General features: G+C 49.7%; 21 protein-coding genes. 20 read left to right on the top strand and 1 reads right to left on the bottom strand.

Annotation, left to right across the window (positions count from 1 at the left end; translation table 11 throughout):
- Positions 1-35: 35 nt before the first annotated feature.
- From GT1_RS11365 to GT1_RS11295, 17 genes are all read left to right on the top strand, one after another.
- A complete protein-coding gene (locus GT1_RS11365) occupies positions 36-4,280 on the top strand; it encodes a TonB-dependent receptor domain-containing protein (protein ID WP_188398802.1) in 4,245 nt (1,414 codons plus the stop codon).
- A gap of 137 nt (positions 4,281-4,417) precedes the next feature.
- A complete protein-coding gene (locus GT1_RS11360) occupies positions 4,418-5,317 on the top strand; it encodes a C1 family peptidase (protein ID WP_188398801.1) in 900 nt (299 codons plus the stop codon).
- 51 nt (positions 5,318-5,368) lie between these two features.
- A complete protein-coding gene (locus GT1_RS11355) occupies positions 5,369-5,821 on the top strand; it encodes a histidine kinase (protein ID WP_188398800.1) in 453 nt (150 codons plus the stop codon).
- Between the two features lie 26 nt (positions 5,822-5,847).
- Positions 5,848-6,213, top strand: a complete 366-nt coding sequence (locus GT1_RS11350; RefSeq protein WP_188398799.1) for a hypothetical protein — start codon at positions 5,848-5,850, stop codon at positions 6,211-6,213.
- A gap of 54 nt (positions 6,214-6,267) precedes the next feature.
- On the top strand, positions 6,268-7,389 hold the full coding sequence (locus GT1_RS11345) for a hypothetical protein (protein WP_188398798.1): 1,122 nt from the start codon (positions 6,268-6,270) through the stop codon (positions 7,387-7,389).
- Between the two features lie 96 nt (positions 7,390-7,485).
- A complete protein-coding gene (locus GT1_RS22755; protein WP_349255067.1) occupies positions 7,486-7,563 on the top strand; it encodes a putative holin-like toxin in 78 nt (25 codons plus the stop codon).
- Positions 7,564-7,859: 296 nt separating this feature from the next.
- Entirely contained in the window at positions 7,860-7,937 is a 78-nt protein-coding gene (locus GT1_RS22750; RefSeq protein ID WP_349255066.1) for a putative holin-like toxin, read from the top strand.
- A 279-nt stretch (positions 7,938-8,216) separates the two neighbouring features.
- Entirely contained in the window at positions 8,217-8,885 is a 669-nt protein-coding gene (locus GT1_RS11340; RefSeq protein WP_188398797.1) for a DUF1638 domain-containing protein, read from the top strand.
- Positions 8,875-10,716, top strand: coding sequence for an ASKHA domain-containing protein (locus GT1_RS11335; RefSeq protein WP_188398796.1), 1,842 nt, complete (start codon positions 8,875-8,877; stop codon positions 10,714-10,716). Before GT1_RS11340 ends, GT1_RS11335 begins: the two co-directional genes overlap by 11 nt.
- A gap of 51 nt (positions 10,717-10,767) precedes the next feature.
- Positions 10,768-12,039 (top strand): PocR ligand-binding domain-containing protein, encoded by a 1,272-nt coding sequence (locus tag GT1_RS11330; protein ID WP_075757526.1) that lies wholly within the window; start codon positions 10,768-10,770, stop codon positions 12,037-12,039.
- A gap of 15 nt (positions 12,040-12,054) precedes the next feature.
- On the top strand, positions 12,055-12,714 hold the full coding sequence (locus GT1_RS11325) for a corrinoid protein (protein ID WP_075757527.1): 660 nt from the start codon (positions 12,055-12,057) through the stop codon (positions 12,712-12,714).
- A 242-nt stretch (positions 12,715-12,956) separates the two neighbouring features.
- Positions 12,957-13,595: a B12-binding domain-containing protein gene (locus tag GT1_RS11320; RefSeq protein ID WP_188398795.1), complete on the top strand. Its 639-nt coding sequence runs from the start codon at positions 12,957-12,959 to the stop codon at positions 13,593-13,595.
- A gap of 30 nt (positions 13,596-13,625) precedes the next feature.
- Positions 13,626-15,005: a methyltransferase MtaB domain-containing protein gene (locus tag GT1_RS11315; RefSeq protein WP_075757529.1), complete on the top strand. Its 1,380-nt coding sequence runs from the start codon at positions 13,626-13,628 to the stop codon at positions 15,003-15,005.
- 54 nt (positions 15,006-15,059) lie between these two features.
- Entirely contained in the window at positions 15,060-15,857 is a 798-nt protein-coding gene (locus tag GT1_RS11310) for a methyltetrahydrofolate cobalamin methyltransferase (protein WP_075757530.1), read from the top strand.
- Between the two features lie 180 nt (positions 15,858-16,037).
- Positions 16,038-16,631 (top strand): GTP-binding protein, encoded by a 594-nt coding sequence (locus GT1_RS11305; protein WP_188398794.1) that lies wholly within the window; start codon positions 16,038-16,040, stop codon positions 16,629-16,631.
- Complete coding sequence (locus GT1_RS11300; RefSeq protein WP_075757532.1) at positions 16,624-17,031, top strand: hypothetical protein; 408 nt, start codon at positions 16,624-16,626, stop codon at positions 17,029-17,031. The genes GT1_RS11305 and GT1_RS11300 overlap by 8 nt, the downstream gene beginning before the upstream one ends.
- Before the next feature lie 45 nt (positions 17,032-17,076).
- Complete coding sequence (locus GT1_RS11295) at positions 17,077-17,451, top strand: helix-turn-helix domain-containing protein (protein WP_188398793.1); 375 nt, start codon at positions 17,077-17,079, stop codon at positions 17,449-17,451.
- Positions 17,452-17,518: 67 nt separating this feature from the next.
- Here the strand turns inward: GT1_RS11295 and GT1_RS11290 are convergent, their stop codons facing one another.
- The gene (locus GT1_RS11290) at positions 17,519-18,058 is read right to left on the bottom strand and encodes a hypothetical protein (protein ID WP_075757534.1); all 540 of its coding nucleotides are present in this window, start codon (positions 18,056-18,058) and stop codon (positions 17,519-17,521) included.
- Between the two features lie 437 nt (positions 18,059-18,495).
- On the opposite strand from GT1_RS11290, the gene nspC reads away from it, so the two are divergent.
- From nspC to GT1_RS11275, 3 genes are all read left to right on the top strand, one after another.
- On the top strand, positions 18,496-19,599 hold the full coding sequence (gene nspC, locus GT1_RS11285; RefSeq protein WP_075757535.1) for a carboxynorspermidine decarboxylase: 1,104 nt from the start codon (positions 18,496-18,498) through the stop codon (positions 19,597-19,599).
- Between the two features lie 35 nt (positions 19,600-19,634).
- Entirely contained in the window at positions 19,635-20,894 is a 1,260-nt protein-coding gene (locus GT1_RS11280; RefSeq protein ID WP_188398792.1) for a saccharopine dehydrogenase family protein, read from the top strand.
- 216 nt (positions 20,895-21,110) lie between these two features.
- On the top strand, positions 21,111-22,265 hold the full coding sequence (locus tag GT1_RS11275; protein WP_075757537.1) for an HD-GYP domain-containing protein: 1,155 nt from the start codon (positions 21,111-21,113) through the stop codon (positions 22,263-22,265).
- Positions 22,266-22,267 lie beyond the last annotated feature (2 nt).

The raw sequence follows: 22,267 nt of genomic DNA, 5'->3' as shown, positions 1-22,267 counted from the left end.
TTGAGTAAATTGCATGGCAGAAGGGAAAGACAAGCTTGAAATCAAGAAAAAAACTAAATAGCAAAAAAAAGGAACTTTTAACGTCATTAGTATTGTCGGCATTGCTCTGTAGTACGCCGGTGTATGCGGGGCCTGTAATAATCGGTGAGACGGTCAACGATAAAGAACTGGGAACAGGAACTGGACCTGCAATTTACACCATTGGCGCGGGGCAGACAAAAACAACCTGGATTAACACCGATCAAACGAACACACCGGCCTTGCGCTATAAAGCGGTGGTTATTGAAGACGGTGGCATCTGGCGGCCGATGGACAGTGTTGGGTTCAGCTCCGGAGATTTAACGATAGGTGCCGGCGCCGTCCTGGATATGTCCTATAAGTATGCAGATTATAATTATGATGTATCGGGAGCAGAATGGAAAAGCCTTGTTCGCGGTTTTAATAACAACAACACCACTGCGACGAAAACCGTTTTCTATGATGGCGCGATTCTAAAAGGGACAGTATACGGCAAAGATTTCAAAACCCAATTTACCTTTAAAAACCCGCAGCTGGGAACTGGCGAGTCTGCTGCCACAGTCAGGGTGCAATACCGTTTTGATAAAAGTTTTTTCAGCGGGTCAAACAGCGGAGTGCCGTCCGGCAGTTGGGAAGCTGCTCAGGCCATTACTTTGCAAGGCACGGTGACTCAAGTTATTAATTTAAGAAATTTAACTGCCAGTGTAGAACCAAATTTAAGCTTTGTGGCAGAGATTGACAATAGCTACATTGATGATGCGCTGCACAAGTATTTATTCGTACCGACATTAACCACCAATTATACCGCCGGTGCTACCAAAAATTATGATTTAAGCTGGACGGCCACTAGTACCGACTTTCTGTCCCAGGGCGTATTCAGCGCCGCCAACGCCCAGCTCTCTATGCGCAACCTGTGGCGGATAGAGGACGGCCTGTTCTGGCAGCGGGGCGAGGATTTGCGCGCCGCCGCCCGCCTGGGGCAGACGGCAGGTGCCGATGGGACCTGGGCGCAGGTCTGGCGGGGCAAATACAGCTTTGACGGGGCCTACGGCTCCGACTTCGGCCAGAGCTATAACGGCATCCAGGTCGGCTACGACAAGCAGCGGGAGGGACGGCTGTTCGGCGGACGGCTGCACACCGGCCTGTTTGTGAGCATGCTCAATTCCGACGCCGATTTTCACCAGCACACCAAAAGGGACGGCACGAATGAAGTGCTCTACAGCCGCGGCAGCGGCGAACTGACCAGCAAGGGCATCGGTCTGTATACCACCTGGCTGGGCGATAAGGGCCATTATCTCGATCTGAGCGTGCGGGGCTCCAAACTCAGCAATGACTATCAGTTCCGCGACTCGCAGGAGGAGTTGTTCCAAAACGATTACCGTACCTGGGCCTATGGCGCCGGCCTCCGCTACGGCTATCAAAAACAGCTGGCAAATGGCTGGTATGTCGAGCCGCAGGCCGGTTTGTCCTACGGTACGCTGCGGGGTCACAGTTATACTGCCGCCAATAATATGCGCTACACGCAGGATAATGTGGAAATGCTCACCGGACGCCTGGGCGTGACTGCCGGGCGAAACTTCGTCAGCGGCAGCAAACGCGGCCTGGTTTACGCTAAAGCCGCGGTCAACCACGACTTTAAGGACGGCGGCAGCGCACGGGCTGATGCACTGTACTGGAGCAGCTACTGGGACGACTATCTGGTGGGAGCCAGCCTGCCGGTGAACACGCTGGCCGGCAAGGACACTTGGTTTGAATTCGGCCTGGGGGCCAATCTGCAGATCGGCAAAGACCAGAATGCCTTTGTCGGGCTGACCAAAACCACCGGCGGTAAGGTTAACACCGACTGGCAGGTTAACGCCGGTATGTCCTGGCGCTTCAACGGACCTTCCGTCCAAGACCGGACGGCGGAGTTTGACAGCAAGCTGACGTCGCTGGCTGCCGGGCAAGCAGCAGCGCCCGGTCAGGCCGGTACAACAAATGGCCTGACCCCGGTTATTGACGATAGCAGTGGCGTGACCCGGTTCGCGTCAACGGCTCCGGCCGAACCCGATGTACCGGTCGCTCAGGGTGGACAAGCCAGTCAAGCTGTTCAGGCCGATCAGCCGGCGGTTGCCGAGCATACACCTGAGCAGGCGGCGATTGCTTATGCTGCAAGCGGTTCTGCGAACAATACCGTTCAGATAACTGCCGATAGCAGCGACCCCGGCACTTATGCCTTAACTCCGCTGGTGGTCGAAGCCGCCCGGCCCGACTGGGAGAAAAAACTGTCTCCCGGTACCGTCTCGGTCATTCCCGTACCGGAATACAAGGGCGAGATGAAAAACCTGCCCGATCTGCTGCAGACTGTGCCGGGCGTTTATGTCCAGCGGCTGAACGGCACCGGGCATTACACCGTCGCCCGGGTCCGGGGGTCCACCGGCAGCCAGGTCAATATTTATGTGGATGGCGTGCTGGTCAATTCCTCCAGCGAAGCGGCGGTCGATCTGTCCACCATTCCGGTGGAGAATGTCAGCCATATTGAAGTCTACCGTGGCTATGTTCCGGCTCGCTTTGCCGGCGCGCCTTTGGGCGGGGCCATCAACATCGTCACCAAGAAACCGGCCGAAACCACCGGCAGCATTGCGGCCGGTATGCGTTCCTTTAACGGCTACACCGGCAATCTGGAACTGACCGCCCCGGCCGGCAGCGGCAGCCTGCTGTTCGCCCTCAACCGGGATCAGGCCAAGGGCGATTTCCGCTACGATCACCGTTATTCCGGCTGGATTAACGGTAAGGCGGTAACCAAATGGCGCAAAAACAATGATTATCATAATACTGACGCCCTCTTAAAATGGCAGGACGACAACTGGTTTGTCAAACTGGCCTATAAAAACAACAGTACCGGTTTTCCGCAGTCAGCCAGCACTAATAATGCCGATATGGTTGACAACGCCAAATACAATTTCCAGGACATTGAGAAAACCGAACTGCTGGTGGGACGGCGGCAGACTGCGGATAATCTGGAATGGGGTTGGAAAATCGATTCCTCCCATCAGGTGAAAAACGCCCGGCAGCTCGAACGCGTCGGCCCGGGCACGATGATTGTCGACAACGAATTCCGTAACCGGCGTTATAACGGCGCGATTGATGGCAGCTGGAAAATTGGCGATAATCATCTGGTGGAATTCTTGCTGGACTACTCCCGCGAAACCATGGATGTAGACAACCATAACATGCCTAACACCTGGCCTGTGCCTGCCGGCATGACCGGCAAAGTAAACCAGTACAAGCATTTCTTCAAAAAGCATTACCAAACCGACAACTATTTCCTGCAAGTGCAGGATACTATGACGCTGAATAAAAGCGGCAACCTGTTCTTTACGCCGGTGCTGCGGGCGCAAAAGCTGAAGATGGATGTTGATCTGGGCGATCCCGATATCGGTCAATGGAACTATTCCTACGGGTTAGGGCTGAAAAAAGTGCAAAACGACCACTGGACGTTCCGTGGTACCTATGGGACTTACTACAAATTCCCCAACTTCTATGAAATTTTTGGCGATGGGGTCAACGTGTTGTCCCGTTATCAGGCGTACAACAGCTCCAATACCGATTTTCTGCTCAACTCCTTTGTGGAGCGGGGCACCAGCTGGGATATCAGCGCCAACTGGCAGGGCAGGGCGCTTGAGGCCGACACCGACCTGACGCTGACCTATTTCAACCGGAATGCCCGGAACCTGACGGTGTATAACATCAATCCCATCCAGGGTTATGCGTACTATACCAATCAGGATTCCGGCAAGATCCAGGGGCTGGAACTGGAGGGGAAATTCGACTGGCAGCGTTGGAACCTGCTGCTGGCCACCACCTGGAACGACTCGTTAGTGACCAAAGGGAAGAACAATCCCGCCTCGCAGTCGGTAAACTATGAGGGACGGCCGTTCGCCTGGATACCGGAGTGGGAGGTCAATGCCCGGTTGAGCTATCGCTTCCCTGGCGACAAACTTACCGTTTTCGGTGAATACCACTATCTGGATAAGACCGGAATCTATTATGAGGATATCAAATCTCCGGATGCTACTGCTCTGTATGATTCGCTCGGGCTGACCAACATCGGCTTAAAATACGACTTTAACAAAGCAGTCAAGCTGACGGCCGGTGTTAACGATCTGTTTGACAAAGGGCCAAACCAGGTATGGCGCAGATCCAGTGACGGCAGCGTCGGCAGCATTGCCTATCCGCAGCAGGGGCGGACGTATTACATGACAATGCGGTATTTCTTCTAGACAGTGCCCTGTCCGGTGAAAAACCCATTCAGGGAATAACTGCATTGCAGCGGCAGAATTACCAGGCCTGGATAGAACTGTCCAGGCCTGGTTTCTGGTAGCTGCCGCAAGGTCCATTGTAAGGAGGGATATATTTTATGAAACTGCAAGTAGTATTGCCCGGCAACCGCACGGTGGGGACAGGCTGGCTGCCGCCGCTGCCTGACCTGCGCGACTACACCGAATGCCATCCCAAATTGCGGGAAATCATCAAACGACTGGGGCTTGACAAGATTGTGCCGCTGCCGCCCAAGGCCGACCTGCGCCAATGGTGCAGCACGCCGGTGCCGGACCAGGGCCAGCTGGGGGCCTGCACCGCCCACGCGGCGGCGGCCATTATTGAATACTTTCAGAACCGGGCCTTTGGCCGGCATTTTGCCGCCTCGCGGCTGTTTATCTATAAAAATGCCCGCAACCTGCAAGGAGTGAGCGGCGACCAGGGGTCTTACATCCGCGATACCATGGGGTCATTGGCCTTGTGCGGCGTACCGCCGGAAAAATACTGGCCCTATACTGACAAGGTTCCTGATTTTGACAAAGAGCCGACGTCCTTTGTCTATGCCGTGGCCGACAACTATGAAGCGCTGCAGTATTTCTGCCACGACCCTGCCGGCACTAATACGGTACCGGCCGATGTGCTGTGCAGTGTGAAAAAATATCTGGCCGCCGGTGTGCCGGCCATGTTCGGCTTCTACGGCTTTGCTTCGTTTGCAGCTACCGATGTTCCCGGCGGCATCCCCGGTCCCGGCCCGGATGAAAAGGCCAGCTGGGGCCATGCGGTGGCGGCCTTTGGCTATGATGATAATTTGAAAATTACAAACACCCAATACAACCGGGAAACCACCGGCGCGCTTCTTATCCGCAATTCCTGGGGCAGTGCCTGGGGCGACTCCGGCTACGGCTGGCTGCCGTATGAATATGTCCTCAATAAGCTGGCGACAGATTTTTGGTCGCTCCTCAATATGGAGTGGATCGCCGCCGACCAGTTCGGGGTGTAACCAGGCCGGTAACGGCATCGGCAAAATTTAGACAGAATAGGGGAAAGACACATGCAAAACAGCAATATCAAAGCTAATAAGTTTCAGGATTTTTTAACAGCCGGTCAGATCACCTGTTTTGGTGTACAGGCTATGAACGACGATCTCCACACCGTTATCTTCCGCACCAATCTGGAGGTGGGCGGACAGCAACTGCCGGTCATGTTTGTCACCGACGACACCTTGCATACACCGCTGCAGGTACGGGTTGTACCGGCAGTCGTTCAGGGGCCGGACAGCCAAAGCGTCCTCTTGTATGTCAATGAACTGAACCGGACCTATAAAAGCTTTAAGTATTTTATCAGCGAAGACGATGCCCTGATTCTGGACGTTTGCCTGACTGCTGTGCCGGAACAATTCGAACCGCAGCTCGTCAGTCTGACCCTTGATGTCATCCTTCGCCACCTGCAGGAAGAATACCCGGTGCTCATGCGCAAAATCTGGGCTGACACTGCGCAGAATTAAAAACACGGACAGGAGAAGGAGATACTGTGAAAAAACTAATCTGGATTGCTATGGTTCTATTTTGTCTGGGGGTGGCAGGCCTGGCGCTTGCCGCTCAGGAGCAGCCGCCGGTGCCGGCCGATCCGGCGGCCACTAATTTTGCCGTCGCTTATCCGACTGTGCAGGAAAAGCTGCCGCCGCTGCCGGTATCGCCGGCTTCCATGAATGACGCCAAAGCCACCGCCGCCTATATCGCGGCTGTGGACGCTTATTTAAAAGCCGCGCAGGGCTATATTGACGCCTCGGGAAATGATGTGAATTTCATTATCAGGGAAAGAAACGCCGCTATTGAGAGCGCTAACCAGGTAGTAGCCAACTATAACGCTTTTTTCAAGCTTGGGGAGAAAAAATAATAACGCCTGCGGCAGGGGATACGACTTTGCCGGCAGGCGGCAGGAGGGAATAGTATGGGTTTGATCGACTGGTTTGCTCATTTGTTTGTCAAGGAATCCAAGCATTACGTATACGCGCCGGTAAAGTCCGACGTGGAAACGGTCGTGTTTCAGGAGGGCCAGCATTATTTCCGCCTGCGCCTGGCGGAAATGTTCTTGAAAAATGACCGGAAACTCTTCCGCAAGTACGTGCCGGTGGTCTCCTCTGTCGTCAGTCTGCAGTTCGGCTCTGATGCCGCTCGGGAATTGCCCAGTGTGGCTGGGCCGCTGGCTCTGAACCTGAATGAAAATTCGCTGGGGAAAGGGGTGCAGCTCAATTATTCCCTGACCAACCTGGTGCCGTATCGCGGCGGCAATGTGTCCATTAGCGCCGCCTTGCTGGCTTATATGAATAAAGACTATTTTCCGGCCTTTCTTACCCTGGCCAACAGCATTTCCGGCCTGCTCACCATCGGTCAGCTTTCTGCCACGCTCAAGGTGGCGGAAAGCGCGGTTACCGCTTTGTCGGAGCTGTTGGCCGGCGGCGACCGGGACATTCATTTGGTCTATCATAATGAATATGCCGGTACAGGCAATTTGGGCGGCAGCTCCCTGCAAAACGGCTATTTTGCCGTGATCGGTGCCGATGCCGGCAAGTTTGACACCGGCAAACTGGTTGTGAAAAACTCGCAGCTTTATTACGGCGACGACCCGCAGTCAGCCAAGCCGCTAACCGGCTATGACTATATGCTTTTTAGCGTGGAAGCCGCGCTGTACCGGGATGATTTTCGCTATTTTACCGAATACAACAGTTTGCTGTATGCAGCCATTGAAAAAGGTATGACCGACAAAATCGAGGGTGATGCCGTCATCCGGGCCGGCATGCTGGCCATATTCAAATCCGACGACCTGACCTATGTCGATAAAACACGGGTGGCGGCTGCGCTCAAAGCCGAGTACGAGGAACGGCTTTCCCTGCTGGGCAAGCTGAAAAGCCCCGGCAGTGAGGACCGCGAGTGGCTGAACACCAGGGCGCCGGCAATTAACCCGGAGATAACCCTTACCAGGATTTCCCCCTTGCTGGACAATCAGACCCTGAACGAGGCGGCGATTGCCGATGGGATAGTGACCATGATCGTGAATGGTGAAATAAACTAAAGTAAGAATTATTTTTCATTCTGGAAGATTATGCTATAATGATTACAACAGGTTGTCGGGGAACGGTTAGCCACACCCTTTTAGAAAGGGGGTGGTATGATGACAGCATTTGAGGCGATGTATCTGATGATTGCATTTGCAACGCTTGTTGTTTTAATCATAAAAAAGAAATAACCGCCCCCTACCAAGGATTGCGGTTATTTCTTAATAGCCTTTAGTCCAGGTTAACCGTTCGGTTAGATAACCTGCCGGGCTGGCGTGCTAGCAACACGTCAGTCCTTTTCTTATATTATACCCACAGATCATAAAATATGCAATTAGCCGGTGAGAATTTTACCGCACACAGGCCTTTGACTTTACACGGAACCGCACTCATAATTTCTCTTTTTTCCCACTGGGAAAATACAGTATAATAAACGTAAGGTTGTCAAGGGAGCGGTTGGCCACACCCTTTTTTGAAAGGGGGTGGTATGATGACAATATTTGAGGCAATGTATCTTATGATCGCATTTGCAACACTTATTGTTTTAATCATAAAACGAAAATAACCGCCCCCTAGCTAAGGCATGCGGTTATTTCGTAAATAATCAAAACCGAGGCTAACCGTTTCCGGTTAGACAACCTGCAGGGGCTGACGTGCTAGCAACACGTCAGTCCTTTTCTTATATTATACCCACAGATTGTAAAATATGCAATTAGCCGGTGAGAATTTTACCGGCACACAGGCCTTTGACTTTACACGGAAATATGTATATTATTAAATTAACTAATATGGTATAATTTTCTAACTAGTGTTGCTTTCTGTGATTAAGTTGGGGGAGGGCAAAATGAGAATTAAATTGCTTGGCTGCTGCTCAACCAGGAATGAAGTGCTGGGATTGGAGCTTGCCACCCGGATGGATTGTGAGTTTCTGGATTTTTCCCTGCATGCATTTCCCGAAAAGCTGCATCAGGAGCTGCAGCGGAGGATTGATGCCAGCCAGGATTATGACCTGATTATTCTGACCTATGGCAGGTGTTCCCATGCCACAGTGGGACTGGTTTCCGCCGCCGTGCCGATGGTGTTGCCCAACGCTCATGATTGCATCAGTTTATTACTGGGGTCGGATCGACGGCGGCAAACACTGTCTGAACGAAATCCGGCAATCTATTATTTTAGTCAGGGCTGGCTGGACTATGGCCGGGACCCCTATGCGGAATATCTGGAATATGTGGATACATACGGAGAGGCCGATGCCCAATATCTGATTGAGACTCTCTATGGCAGGTACGAACAAGCGGTGTTTATCCGTACACCCTGTGAAGAGGATAAACTGGAGCAATATCGCCAAAAAGTAGCAAAGATTGCCGGCTTTTTTAACTGGACGATCAGTGAAGAAGCCGGAGATCTCGCCTTATTGGCTGCTGTTGTTACCGGTAAGCGTTTGCCGGAGATTGTCCGGGTGCCTCCGGGCACGCCGATAGTATTGGAGGAGGAGAATGAGTATGCTGATTAAGGTTAACTCTGAATCATTGGTTGTAACCGAGGGTGAAAACCTCATGTCCGCCCTGCTGCGCGGTAATTATCCGGTGACTAATATTTGCAACGGGCGGGGAACCTGCGGGAAATGCAAGGTACGAATCATCAGCGCTGCTCCGGAGCCGTCTGTGGTAGAATACGAAAAGCTGAGTGCCGGGGAGCTGGCGACGGGAATTCGTCTTGCCTGTCAGGTTGAACCTCGGCCGGGAATGGCGCTGGTTTGTGGGGATAGTGGTACGGTTGACCGCAAAGCCGGCCTGTTGTTTGCCCCCGAGCAGGCCAACAGTGAGTACTGCGGTTTGCGGCAGGTACAGGTTGAACTTGACCGGCCAACCCTGGCGGATGAACGGGGGGACCGGGAACGGCTGCTGGCAAAGCTACAGGAAAACGGTTTGCCGGCTAACCTGACAATCGGCCTGACGCAGCTCAAAACTTTATCGTCAATATTACGCCAGGAAAAATTTGCTGTTACGGCAGTTTTATGGGATCAGCACATTCTGGCTGTGCTGCCGGGGAAGGAGAAAGTCCCTGTTTATGGTGCGGCCATTGATATTGGCACAACCAATATCGCGGTTGCGTTGTATGACCTGGAATCCGGGAAAAGAGTACAGTTGGCGGCTGCGGAAAATGGACAAACACGCTATGGAGCTGATGTCATTTCCCGCATTGATTTTGCTAATAAAGGTTCTGACAACCGGGTTTTGCTGCAGGAAGCGGTAGCCGGTACGATTAATCGTTTAGTGGAAGACGTGTGCAAGGCTGCCGGCATTGACAGCAGCCAGATTTACAAAGCGACTGTGGTGGGCAACACCACTATGCATCATTTGTTCTTAGGGCTTGATGTTTCCTATCTGGCCTTGTCGCCTTTTGTGTCGGTGTGTAATACCGCATTGGAGCTGACGGCCGGTGAAGTTGGCCTGGCGCTGCAGCCGCAGGCGAAAGTCGTCTTATTTCCCAATGTGGGTGGTTTTGTTGGCGGCGATACCCTGGGGGCTGTTCTGGGGTCTGAGGAACTCCTGGCAAAGGGGCGTCACCTGCTGATAGATATCGGTACAAACTGCGAATTGTACCTGCAGGACGGAGCCAATATGTGGGCTTGCTCTACTGCGGCCGGTCCTGCTTTTGAAGGGGCTGGAATTAATCATGGCATGCGGGCGCAGCCTGGCGCTATCGAACGTGTGCTTATCGACGAGCAGGGAGTGACGCTCTCGGTCATCGGTGGCGGGACGGCCACCGGTATTTGCGGCTCCGGACTGATTGAAGCCGTGCAGCAAATGGCCCGGGCCGGGATCATAAGCCGGTCAGGCATGATCAGCAATCCTAATGATCCCGCGGTGCAGGACCAATTGGCACCTGAACTGATAAGCCGGATTCGTGACGGGGAGCAGAAACGGGAATTTGTTTTGGCCTATGGTCCGGACGGTAACGATGTTGTTTTAACCCAGCGTGATATTAGCCAGCTGCAATTGGCTAAAGGGGCGGTTTGTGCCGGTATCCGGACACTCTTAGATATTTCCGGACTTAGTATCAAAGATCTGGATTCCATTGTACTGGCCGGTACTTTTGCGACCCATCTCAATTTGGCAAGTACGGTGGATATCGGTCTGATTCCAGAGCTTAGCCTGCATAAACTGAAGACAGCAGGCAATGCCGCCCACGCCGGAGCCGTTAAGGCCCTGCTTGATCAAAGAACCTTTACCGGCTTGCAGCAGCAGGCTGGTAATATTCGGCACGTAGAATTGGGAGGAAGCGCGACCTTTAGCAACTATTTCATGGAAAGTATGTATATAGAATCATGTAAGCTATAATTGATCTGGCAGCAGTTATCGTATCTTTTTAGATTGGGGTGTTGGAAACCGATGAATGACAGAAATCTGGTTGATCTCCAATATCTCCAGGAAATTTTGGAGAATTTTTCCAAAGCGACCGGTCTACATGTGGCAATTGTCAATAAAAACGGGGAGTCGTTTGGCCTTTTTGACACTGTCGAGCGCTGCGCGTTTTGCCGGTATATCCGTAGTAAACCCAGCGGGGTAGCTAAATGCCGGGCGTCCTATAAACAGGCTACTCAGGAAGCCTCCAAATGGGAAGAGCCTTACTTTTTCCGCTGCCGTGCCGGAATGGTTATTTGGGCGGTGCCCATTAGTTTACGCGGTATTTCCCTGGGAAGTATTATCTGCAGCCAGGTGCTGCTCTGGAAACCGGATAAGTTTTTTTACCAGGAACTGCGCGAACTGAACCCGGAAGTAAATGATTTTGCCGAAATGGAGAGACTGGCAGGGCAGCTGGATGTCGTTGCCCCTGCCCGTTTCCAGGCGGCGGCCGATGTTTTGTATGTTACCGTCAACCAGCTGATGAAGCGGGACCTGCTTGTCCTGGAGAAGGTTGAAACCTATAAGATACAGCAGCGCATTCGCAAAGAGCTGGAAGACCGCAAACGCCAGCAGGACCCGGCAGCCAGACAGGGGAACGATTATGCTGCTTATCTGCAGCGGGAGAGAAGCTTTCTCCGCTATATCCGTCTTGGTGATAAGGCCATGGCGGAGAAGAATCTGCATACCTTGTTGACCCAGCTGTTTGTGAAGACTACCGGCGAGCAGGCCATCATAAAATTACGTATCAGTGAACTGGCGACCATGGCTTCCCGCGCTGCGGTGGAAGGTGGCGCGGAGGCTGAAACCGTGATGGTACTGCTGGATACCTTCAATGAGAAGATTAATGAATGCCAGCGCATGGAAGAATTTTTTTTCCACATGAAAAATCTGGTTATGGTGTTTTTGAATCGCAGTGCGCCGCTTGAGGATAAGAGACACCATGGGCTGGTGGGTGAGGCCAGAAGCTTTATTCTGGAACACTATTCACAGTCAATAAAAATCGACGATGTGGCGGCACAATTATTTATTAGCCCTTCGCACCTGTCACGGCTGTTTCGTCAGGAGCTTAATTGTACGGTTAATGATTATATCACCAGGGTGCGGGTAGAACAGGCTGTTGAGCTGATGAAAAAGCCGGAGCTCAGTGTCGCCCAAGTCTCACAGGCAGTCGGTTTTCAAAGCCAGAGTTATTTTGCCAAGGTTTTTGCGAAATATATTGGGGTTGCACCGTTGGTTTACCGTAACAGTTTGTCTTAACTGGAGGGGATTGACGTGATTTATACCGAAATTACCGAGAAAGTCAAGACCGGCGATGCCGAAGCCGTGGTAGAATTGTGCAGTAAAGCGCTGGCGCAAGGGTATCCTGCCCTTGCTATTCTTGAGAAGGGGCTTATTGTCGGCATGGACCAGATTGCCGATAAATACAGTCACCGGCGGGTTATCGTGCCGGAAGTGCTGCTGTCTTCCCGCGCCATGCATGCCGGGTTGTCTGTTGTAGAACCGCAGTTAAAGTATAAGGTGAAGCGGCAGACAGGTACGATTGTCATCGGCACGGTAGCGGGAGATTTACATGATATCGGGAAAAACCTGGTGAAACTAACCGTAATGAGTACCGGCGCCCGGATTGTTGATTTGGGGATTGACGTAACTCCCCAGCGGTTCCTGCAGTGTGTGGAAAAAAACAAAGCTGAGATACTGATGATGGCGGCACTCTTGACTACGACAATGCCTGTTATGAAAAAGGTTATTAATGCGCTGGAGGACAGCGGTATACGTAAGGGTCTGATTGTTGCCGTGGGGGGCGCCCCGGTTGACGAAACCTTTGCCCGGGCAATTGGTGCCGATTGTTATTTTAAATGCGCTAAAGATGCCAAGAGTTTTCTTGAACATAACCTGAACAAAATTGTTATGAGACGGAGATTAGCCACATAACAGCCATAGCTTACCTTGCCAAAACAGAGCCGGCCGGCCCTTCGAGACTGAGGGCCGGCCGTTTTTTGCCTGTCTATTTGTTTTTCTATTCACATATTTACGGATGCACGGATTGTACTCAAAAGAGCAGTAATGGGGCGAATTTTCAGAATAGCAGCAATGCTATAATGAAATCAGTTAAAAAAAGAATGTCGAAAGGGTTCATCAAACAAAAAACATAAAAAATAAAAGGAGGAAGAAAAATGGATTTTAATCAACTTTCGCTTTATGTACAACAAGGAAATGGTGTAAAAGTAAAAGAAATGGTATCTGAGGGTTTGGCACAAAAAGTGGATCCTACTGCACTACTAAATGACGGATTAATTGAGGCTATGGCAGTTATCGGGGAAAAATTCAAAAATAATGAAATATATGTGCCTGAAATGTTAATGGCTGCCAAGGCAATGAATGCAGGGATGCAGGTGCTGGAACCGGTTTTAACCGCCACCGGCGTTAAGCCTATCGGCAAGGCTGTTATCGGTACCGTTAAAGGCGACCTGCATGATATCGGGAAAAACTTAGTCCGCATGATGCTGAAAGGCGCCGGTATCGAAATGTATGACTTGGGCATTGATGTGTCTGCACAGGCATTTTTAAGCAAGGCCCAGGAGGTTGGAGCCGACATGATATGCCTCTCGGCGCTGTTGACGACGACAATGCCTTATATGGACAGTGTAATCAAAGAATTTGAAAAGGCCGGTGTACGGAGCCAGTTCGTATTCATGATTGGCGGGGCTCCTGTCAGCGAGGCCTATGCCAAGAGCATAAATGCCGACTGCTATGCGGAAGATGCTGTAGTGGCGGTTGATGTCGCCAAGAAAATCCTGGCGGGCAAAAATTAGACAGTAATACATTGAAGGAGGTATGGCAAAATGGCAAAAAGCTTTGAAAAATTAGCGTACAATTCGTTAAACGATTTTGTCTATGGCAGTGCTCCCAATCCTGTCAAATGCAAAAACGGGATGGTTATCGGCGGTGGCGAAATTTATCCGGAGCTTAACTTTACTTTGCCGCCCATGGAAGTTACGGCAAGCACTATGCCGGAGATCAAAGAGATTTATACCGAAATGATTAACGGAGTTCTCAAACGGGCCAAAGAGTTATATGCAACCGGACTTGTGGTGGAATTTGAAATGCTGCCGGAGATGACGCTGGTACCGGAATGGGGAATCGAAATCAGTAACCTGCTGCGCAATGCCATGTTTGAGTATGAAGCCAAATATGGGCTGAAAAGCGCTCTGCGCAGCACCCCCGGCGATGTGCGCGAATTTAAACGGCCGCCGTTAATGCGCAGTGGTGAGATATTTGACAATCTTCTCAGGACAATAGAAGGGTCAGCTAAAGGCGGGGCGGATTTTATCGCCATCGAATCCACCGGCGGTAAAGAAATCCATGACGACGCCCTGGTAAATGCCGATTTAACCAAGGTTATCTTTGCGCTGGGCGTTATGGGCACGCGGGATATGAAGTTCCTCTGGGAGCATATTGTGCGAATTGCCGGTGAAAATGGTTCCCAGGCAGCCGGCGATACGGCCTGCGGTTTTGCCAATACTGCCATGGTCCTGGCGCACAAAGGCTTTATCCCTAATGTGTTTGCAGCAGTAGTACGGGTAGCCAGTGTGGCCAGAACTCTCGCCGCTTATGAAGCCGGTGCTGTTGGTCCCAACAAGGACTGCGGGTATGAAGGCGTATATTGTAAAGCCATTGCGGGTGTACCTATTGCTATGGAAGGGAAATCGGCGGCGTGCGCTCATTTAAGCGCTGTCGGCAATATTGCCGCAGCCGTAGCCGATTTGTGGAGCAATGAATCTGTTACGCCGGTACGTCTCTTATCAGATATAGCACCTGTGGTTTCGATTGAGCAGTTGATTTATGATTGCCGGCTGATGAATGTGGCCAAACAAAAAGGCTATAGCATTACCTTCAGGGATCTGCTCGCCGATTCTGACTCGAAATGGGACCCTCAGGCATATATTTTGCGGCCTGACGTTGTTATGGATCTTAGTAAAGAATTGGTCAAGGCCAAGACGCCTTTCCTGAAGACCAAAGCCGGTGCCAAGCTGGCTATTGATGCCATCAGAAAAGCTGTTGCCAATAATGAAGTGTTAATTGCCGAGCGTGAGAAAAACTGGCTGGATATTATGGATAATCAGGTGGCTGCTATTCCTGATGATGAAGAAAAATTCTGGCACGAAATTAAAGGCGAATTGGATCTGGATACGTTTATCCCTGCCGAGTACGATCTTAAGTAACTGACCGGTCAATTAAGGGGATCGGGGAAGCGCAGGCAGAAGGGGGAATACATCATGAACGTTGTTGGTGAGTTGATCAATTCCAGCCGCAAGGCTATCGCAGCGGCTATCGAGGCGCAGGATACCGCCGCCATTCAAAAAGTAGCCAAAGACCAGTTTGAAGCCGGAGCACATTATATTGATGTTAATGCTGGTATTTTTGTGGGAAAAGAAGCGGAATATCTCAAGTGGCTGGTAAAAATAGTGCAGGAAGCTGTTGATTTGCCGTGTTGTATTGACAGTCCTGACCCCAAGTGTGTGGAGCAGGGACTTGCCGTTCATAAAGGAACGGCGATGGTTAACTCCATCTCTTTGGAAAAAGACCGGTATTATGCGCTATTGCCGGTTATTGCCGGAACCGATCTCAAAGTTGTGGCTTTGTGCATGAGTGATGACGGTATGCCTGAGACTACGGAAGCCAGATTGAAAATTGCCGATAAGCTGATCAATAATCTGGTGCAGCACAATATACCGATTGATAATATCTATGTAGATGCTTTGGTTCAGCCGGTGGCTACCAGTGATTCTTTCGGGATTGAGTTTCTGGATGCCATACAGGTCATTACCGCTAACTTTCCGGGAGTCCATACTATCTGCGGCTTGTCAAATATCTCCTATGGATTGCCTAACCGGAAATTCATGAATCAAATGTTTGCCGTTATGGGAATTGCCAAGGGGTTGGATAGTTTGATTATTAATCCGCTGGATAAGGCTATGATGGCAAGCATAATTACGGCCGAAACGCTGGCCGGCCGGGATAATTTTTGCTGCAACTATCTTGAAGCCTATCGCCGGGATGCATTTGTCTGGTAGTTCTGTGGCAGTTAGGGGTTGTCTCCAAACCTATGGGGATAACCCCTTTACACTATAAACCTATCTATATTATAACGTGCTAACTAGTTTTGCAGGCGGCACCACCCGCCTGAACCTGTCAGATTCTTTAACGCGGAATACAGATGTTGTAAGATTCGGGAGTCTAGGGAGGAGAAAATTATGCGGATTTTGCTCTTCGGCGGTTTTTTAGGATCCGGCAAAACGACAACCATATTACAGGTAGCCAAATACCTGACAGCTATACGGCAGGAAACGGTAGCCATTATTGAGAACGAGATTGGTGCAGACGGGATTGACGACCAGCTTTTCTCCCATAGCGGCCTGCAAGTAAAACGGTTATTTGGCGGCTGTGTGTGTTGCCAGATCACCAGTGATTTGATTAGTGCTGTCGGCGAAATTTATGAGACGATACATCCGGAATGGGTGATCATTGAGATGACAGGTCTGGCATATCCCTCAAAGACAGCCAAGTCGCTAAAAAAATATAGTGATGTTTACTCCTCATTCAAAACGGTAACTATCGTTGACCGGGGGCGATGGTCGGAGCTGATTGCTATGTTAAAGCCGCTGGTGCTTGGACAGATAGCAGGCAGTGATTTAATTATCCTGAACAAAGCCGATCTGGACGGTGAGGATATCCGGAAAATTAACCAGGATTTACAGGAATTTGATGAGCGTCTGAAGGTGGTAATTGCCAGCGCAGCCCAGGAGTTACCCCTTGCCGTGCTTGAGGAGGTCGTTCGCTGTGACTGATGACGCTGCAATTTTTAGCCGGCATTACCGGATTCTTTTCGAAAAACCGATGACCACCGCGCAAGCCGAGGAACTATTGCGGGAATGTATCATGACCATTGGACGGGGAGTAGCCTGTAACAACATCATTTTAGGCCATATCAAAATTCTGGCCAAATTATCAAAACTGGCGGTGGAGCATTTTCTCTTTTTGTCACTTACCCGCTTGGAGCAGGTGGATGTAATTCCTTCAAACTGCTGGAGGAATGTAAGCGGTATTGTCCTGGATTCGTTGGAACTGGAAGTAAATGTTCTGGTATTTGGCCATGCGCTAGGCGAAGTGGAAGCCAAGGTAGGCGAGGCGCTAAGGCAGCTGGGCGGGAGTATGGAAGAGGACAGTGCTATAGGTAGTTGCCGGTAATTTGTTTGGCGGGAGGCTTTATACCGTTTGGGAGGAAAGTAAGGGATGAAGTTTGGTGATAAAGTACGATATATCCGTGCCCGGTTTTCTCTTACTATCGAACAATTGGCTAAGCTGCTCAATGTCACTGAGTCGTATATATCACATATTGAAAACAATCGCCGGCAGTTAAGCCGTGATAAGATTGTAATGCTGGCGAAAAAACTTAATACCCCTGTGGAGTTTTTTTTAATCGATGATGTGGAAACCTTGGAAGAAATCGAGCAGGCAGCAAAAGTCAGAACAATGCTGAATGATAAAAACTACTTTAACTATTTTGCTGTAGTGGGTCAGGCAATGGATGCTCGCGTAAGTCCGGAGCAATTAGCTCTGGCGATAGAATTTTTAAAACTTATAAACGGCTATAGACAAAAAAACTAACAACCAGTGGGAGTCGGCTGAAAAACCTTCTCCCGGTTGTTAGTTTTTTTTATTTATCATGGAAATACTAGAAATTGTAACTTGCACCAAAGCCTACGCCGTCAAGTCTTGGAGCACCGTCTTCTTTGTAGGATTTGTAGCCAAGATGGAGGGCTGCTTGCTGGTTCAGCTTGTAATTTACGCCTGTTTGCCACTCGGTAGCAATGCTGCTGGAAGTTACCGAGGCATAGCCGTCAAGCTGCGGTGCCAGGTTGGCATTGGCGCCGACACCGTAAAACATTTTATTTGGGCCGTCACTGTAGTTCCGGTTGCCAAGCATAAGGCGGATGTTTGGGTCCATCTTATAGTGTGCATAGACATCGGTAAAATTGGTGTGATATCCTGGAACTGTAAGGGTGTTTCTTTCGATACCAAGAATTACTCTGTCGGAAACTCCATTTTCCAGATAGAAGTTGTCACTATCAACATCCATCCCGGCTGCATCCAGGTTGTAGTGGTTATAGCCAATACTAGTCTCGTTTTGCTGTAAATCGGTAATAGGTGCGGCAAAACCGACACCGGCTACCAGCAGGCTGCCTGTGAGCAGGGTTGCAATTTTCTTTTTCATTCTATATCCTCCCTTAGAAATTGTTTTGGTTTACGATGGCTGTCAGAGGTTTGTTAGTGCCATCGACTTATCCAAAGCGTACCATGGAAATATGACAAAACTATGACAACGGCCGGAAAAAAGGTGTAGCCGGGGAGGCTTGTCACTGATTGGCATTTTAGCCAGAGGCTGCCTATTGAAGAATTTTGGCATATTTGCCGCTAACAGAGCAAATAATAGCAAGCTTTGCCGATGTAGAAGGATTTTAAGCATAATTTTTGCTAGTTTTTAAAGAAATATCGACAAATGCGTGGATTTTTGCTATTATTAATGAGTAAAAATAAAAAAGTAGTGGTTACGCAGCAGGATGACACAGCTGCTTGGTTCATCAATCCGGTTTAGCGGGTTGCACAGGGCGAGGTGGCTCGTTTTTATGTCCAATAAAGGAGCGTTGAAGAATGAAAATTGCTACTCCCTACTATCTTATTGATGAGAAAAAATTGCTGCGCAATCTACAAATCATTGAGCAGGTACGTCAGCTATCCGGAGCCAAATCAGTACTGGCGCTCAAGTGTTTTTCCACTTGGTGTGTATTCGACTTGATGCGGCAGTATATGGACGGCACTACCTCCAGTTCTCTGTTTGAAGCCCGCCTGGGCTATGAGAAATTTGGCAAAGAGACTCACGCCTATTGTGTGGGTTATTCTGAGGAGGATATCCGGGAGATAACCGGCTTTGCCGACAAAATTATTTTTAATTCGGTTTCCCAGCTGGAGCGGTATTATGACCTGGCCAAGACTGCTAAACTTGGTTTGCGGGTAAACCCCGGCATCAGCCACTCTCATTTTGATCTGGCCGACCCGGCGCGCAAATATTCACGGCTGGGTGTGGTGGACAAAGCGGTGCTGACACAACAAATTTCCCGTCTCAGCGGCTTAATGTTTCATTATAATTGCGAAAATGATGATTTTGAAGGTTTTGCCGCCCAGTTGGATACCCTTGGCGAATGCTATGGAGATGTGCTCAGACAACTTCAATGGGTAAGTCTTGGCGGTGGGTTGTATTTTACCAAAGAGGGCTATCCGGTTGAAAAGTTTAGTAAAAAACTGGCAGACTTTGCTAATGCGTTTGACGTACAAGTCTATCTGGAACCGGGTGAGAGTGCGATTACCGGCTGTGCCGAACTTGTCACCACTGTGGTTGACTTGGTGCATAATGAGCAGGACATCGCTATTGTCGACGCATCGGTAGAAGGACATATGCTGGATTTATTGATATACAGGCTGTCAGCCAAGCTGGAGGGCGGCGATAACGGCAAGTATCCGTACATGGTTGCCGGACGCTCTTGTTTGGCAGGCGACGTTTTTGGCACTTTTAATTTTAAAGATAAACTGGAGGTCGGCAGTGAAATACGGTTTGCCGATGCCGCCGGTTATACGATGGTAAAGAAGAACTGGTTTAATGGACTCAAGATGCCGGCCATTGCTGTGCGAAGGCTGGATGATACGATAGAGGTTGTCCGCAAGTTTAGTTACGCGGATTTTGTAAATAGTTTATCCTAACAAAATAAATTTTTAGACAAGTGAAGGAGAGAGAAATGAAAAAAAATGTTTTGATCATCGGTGCCGGGGGCGTAGCCCATGTAGTCGCGCATAAATGCGCTATGAACAATGATGTGCTGGGCGATATTTGTATTGCCTCACGTACTCAGCAAAAGTGCGATGCCATTATTGAAAGCGTACTGCGAAAAAATCATTTGAAAGACTCAACAAAAAAACTGTATTCACGGACAGTGAATGCGTTGGATATTCCGTCTTTGATTGATTTAATCAAAGATACTCAGTCAGAAATTGTTATTAATGTAGGGCAGTCGTATATTAATATGTCGGTTTTGGAGGCTTGTATAGAAACCGGTGCCGTGTATATGGATACGGCTATTCATGAAGAACCAGACAAGGTTTGTGAGAATCCGCCCTGGTACGCTAACTATGAGTGGAAACGCAAAGAGCGCTGCGAGCAGCAGGGGATTACTGCAATTTTAGGCATTGGTTTTGATCCCGGGGTGGTTAATGCCTGGTGTGCGCTGGCCCAAAAAGAATATTTTGATACCATTGATACTATTGATATATTGGATGTTAATGCCGGCAGCCATGGCAAGTATTTTGCCACCAACTTCGATCCGGAGATTAACTTCCGGGAATTTAAGAAAGTATGGACCTGGATTGACCGTCAGTGGGTGCTGCAAAAAGTTCATTCCATAAGAATGGATTATGATTTCCCGGTGGTGGGGACCTGCCCGGTATATCTGACAGGTCATGATGAATTGCATTCGCTGTCAAAAAACATTGATGCAAACTCCATTCGTTTTTGGATGGGCTTTGGCGATCATTATCTGAATGTGTTTTCTGTTTTGAATAATATTGGGCTGCTTTCGGAAAAACCGGTAAAAGTAGCCGAAGGCATAGAGATTGCGCCGATTAAAGTATTAAAAGCGGTGCTGCCTGATCCGTCGTCTTTGGCTCCCGGCTATACCGGCAAGACTTGCATCGGGAACTTTATCCGGGGCACCAAGGATAAAGCCAAGCGGGAAATCTTTATCTACAACACCTGTGATCATGCCAAATGCTATCAAGAAGTGGAGTCTCAGGCCATAAGCTATACGGCAGGGGTTCCGGCAGCAGCGGCGGCTATTTTGGTGGCCCGCGGCACCTGGGATGTAAAGCATATGGTGAATGTAGAGGAGCTGGACCCCAGGCCGTTTATCGATTTGCTGGATACCATGGGTCTGCCTACGGAAGTTGTTGAGTCTCCGGTACCCTTTACGCCACCGGTTATTACCTCATTAGAATCTGTTTAATAGTAGGCGGGATATATTACCCTCCTGCGGCTGCCATTTGGCAGCTGCAGGAGGGTTTTTGCTGCCGGCGGTTAACCTCCCCAGGCATACGCCAAAGGAGTGTAAGGACCGCATCAGCGGTTTTTTTTAAGAATTTTTATTTATCTTCGATAATATATATATAGATATATGTAAAGCTGGTAGGCGGCATGCTTATCATGGGAAGGAGTGGATTCTATGCAGCGCATATCTTTAGATGCAATACAGCCAGGCATGTACCTATCAAAACCGCTTTTTTTAGCCGATGGTACGGTTTTGCTTCATGAGGGCGTAGAAATTAAGGAACGGTATCTTCGGTATCTCCGCAATAAAGGTATTGATTCACTGTTTGTCGGCACACCTGAGTCGCAGGCAGCTGCTATTGAAATAGAGGATTTCAATACGCCCCAGGACCGGCAAGCGGCTATGGCGGCTGCCCGCGAGACCATCAATCAGTTTAGTGTTGGGAAAGGAATAAATCTTAGCCAGGTCAAGAATATGGTTAGTAATTTCATTAATCAGCTGGAGCAGGACCCGGCAATGATGCCTTACCTGCTGGATATACGCCGTAAAGAAGAGTACATGTTTTCCCATGCTGTTAATACTTGCATTTTGTCAGTCATGACAGGGCTTGCCATGGGCTATGATGAAAAACAGCTGCACGAACTGGGACTGGCAGCCATGCTGCATGATATCGGCAAAACTAAATTCTCCAAGCATTTGGCGCGGCAATTTCCTTATTATTTAACCAAATATGAAAAAGAAGAGTATAAGCGGCATTGTTTTTATTCCTTGGAGATATTGCGGGACTGTGATACCTTATCTGTCGATGTGCTTAATGCTTGCTTTCAGCATCACGAGCGCTGGAATGGCAGCGGCTATCCCCTGGGACTGACGGGAACTGCCATTTGTGAGTATGCACAAATTATCGGTATCGCGGATGTATATGACCGTTTGATTGCCGGGGTGCCTTACCGGCGGCCTACGCCGGTGTATTATGCGGTCGCCATTTTAAATCAGGCGGCAGGAAAGTATTTTAATCCGGCTATTGTCGACATCTTCACCCAGAATGTGGCCATCTATCCCATGGGTAAAATGGTGCGGCTCAATAATCAGCAGGGCGGCTTGATTCTGGGAACAGGCATAAACAGCAAAACCATTCCGGTGGTTCGCATTATATCCAGTCAGGACAGCCGTGTGATGAATCAGCTTGTCGAGCTTGACCTGAAGCGAAATCCGGACCTGTTCATTGTCGATTTTGAAGAATTATCCCCCAGTTATGCGCAGGCCTATAATGCCCAAATTTATCATCCGAAAGAACAGCAGACAGCACCGGAAACCTTCCTGACTTGAGT

This window comes from Sporomusa sp. GT1 (genome assembly GCF_014634905.1).
GTDB lineage: Bacteria > Bacillota > Negativicutes > Sporomusales > Sporomusaceae > Sporomusa > Sporomusa sphaeroides.
Note: the sequence above shows the minus strand (reverse complement) of the source record. Positions and strands in the feature narration are given on the sequence as shown.

Coding starts and splice junctions, on each gene's coding strand:
- GT1_RS22755 (WP_349255067.1), top strand. CDS start 7,486: ATGATGACAGCATTTGAGGCGATGTATCTGATGATTGCATTTGCAACG.
- nspC (WP_075757535.1), top strand. CDS start 18,496: ATGAAAATTGCTACTCCCTACTATCTTATTGATGAGAAAAAATTGCTG.
- GT1_RS11310 (WP_075757530.1), top strand. CDS start 15,060: ATGAACGTTGTTGGTGAGTTGATCAATTCCAGCCGCAAGGCTATCGCA.
- GT1_RS11295 (WP_188398793.1), top strand. CDS start 17,077: ATGAAGTTTGGTGATAAAGTACGATATATCCGTGCCCGGTTTTCTCTT.
- GT1_RS11335 (WP_188398796.1), top strand. CDS start 8,875: ATGCTGATTAAGGTTAACTCTGAATCATTGGTTGTAACCGAGGGTGAA.
- GT1_RS11275 (WP_075757537.1), top strand. CDS start 21,111: ATGCAGCGCATATCTTTAGATGCAATACAGCCAGGCATGTACCTATCA.
- GT1_RS11320 (WP_188398795.1), top strand. CDS start 12,957: ATGGATTTTAATCAACTTTCGCTTTATGTACAACAAGGAAATGGTGTA.
- GT1_RS11305 (WP_188398794.1), top strand. CDS start 16,038: ATGCGGATTTTGCTCTTCGGCGGTTTTTTAGGATCCGGCAAAACGACA.
- GT1_RS11355 (WP_188398800.1), top strand. CDS start 5,369: ATGCAAAACAGCAATATCAAAGCTAATAAGTTTCAGGATTTTTTAACA.
- GT1_RS11360 (WP_188398801.1), top strand. CDS start 4,418: ATGAAACTGCAAGTAGTATTGCCCGGCAACCGCACGGTGGGGACAGGC.
- GT1_RS11280 (WP_188398792.1), top strand. CDS start 19,635: ATGAAAAAAAATGTTTTGATCATCGGTGCCGGGGGCGTAGCCCATGTA.
- GT1_RS11330 (WP_075757526.1), top strand. CDS start 10,768: ATGAATGACAGAAATCTGGTTGATCTCCAATATCTCCAGGAAATTTTG.
- GT1_RS22750 (WP_349255066.1), top strand. CDS start 7,860: ATGATGACAATATTTGAGGCAATGTATCTTATGATCGCATTTGCAACA.
- GT1_RS11290 (WP_075757534.1), bottom strand. CDS start 18,058: ATGAAAAAGAAAATTGCAACCCTGCTCACAGGCAGCCTGCTGGTAGCC.
- GT1_RS11340 (WP_188398797.1), top strand. CDS start 8,217: ATGAGAATTAAATTGCTTGGCTGCTGCTCAACCAGGAATGAAGTGCTG.
- GT1_RS11345 (WP_188398798.1), top strand. CDS start 6,268: ATGGGTTTGATCGACTGGTTTGCTCATTTGTTTGTCAAGGAATCCAAG.
- GT1_RS11315 (WP_075757529.1), top strand. CDS start 13,626: ATGGCAAAAAGCTTTGAAAAATTAGCGTACAATTCGTTAAACGATTTT.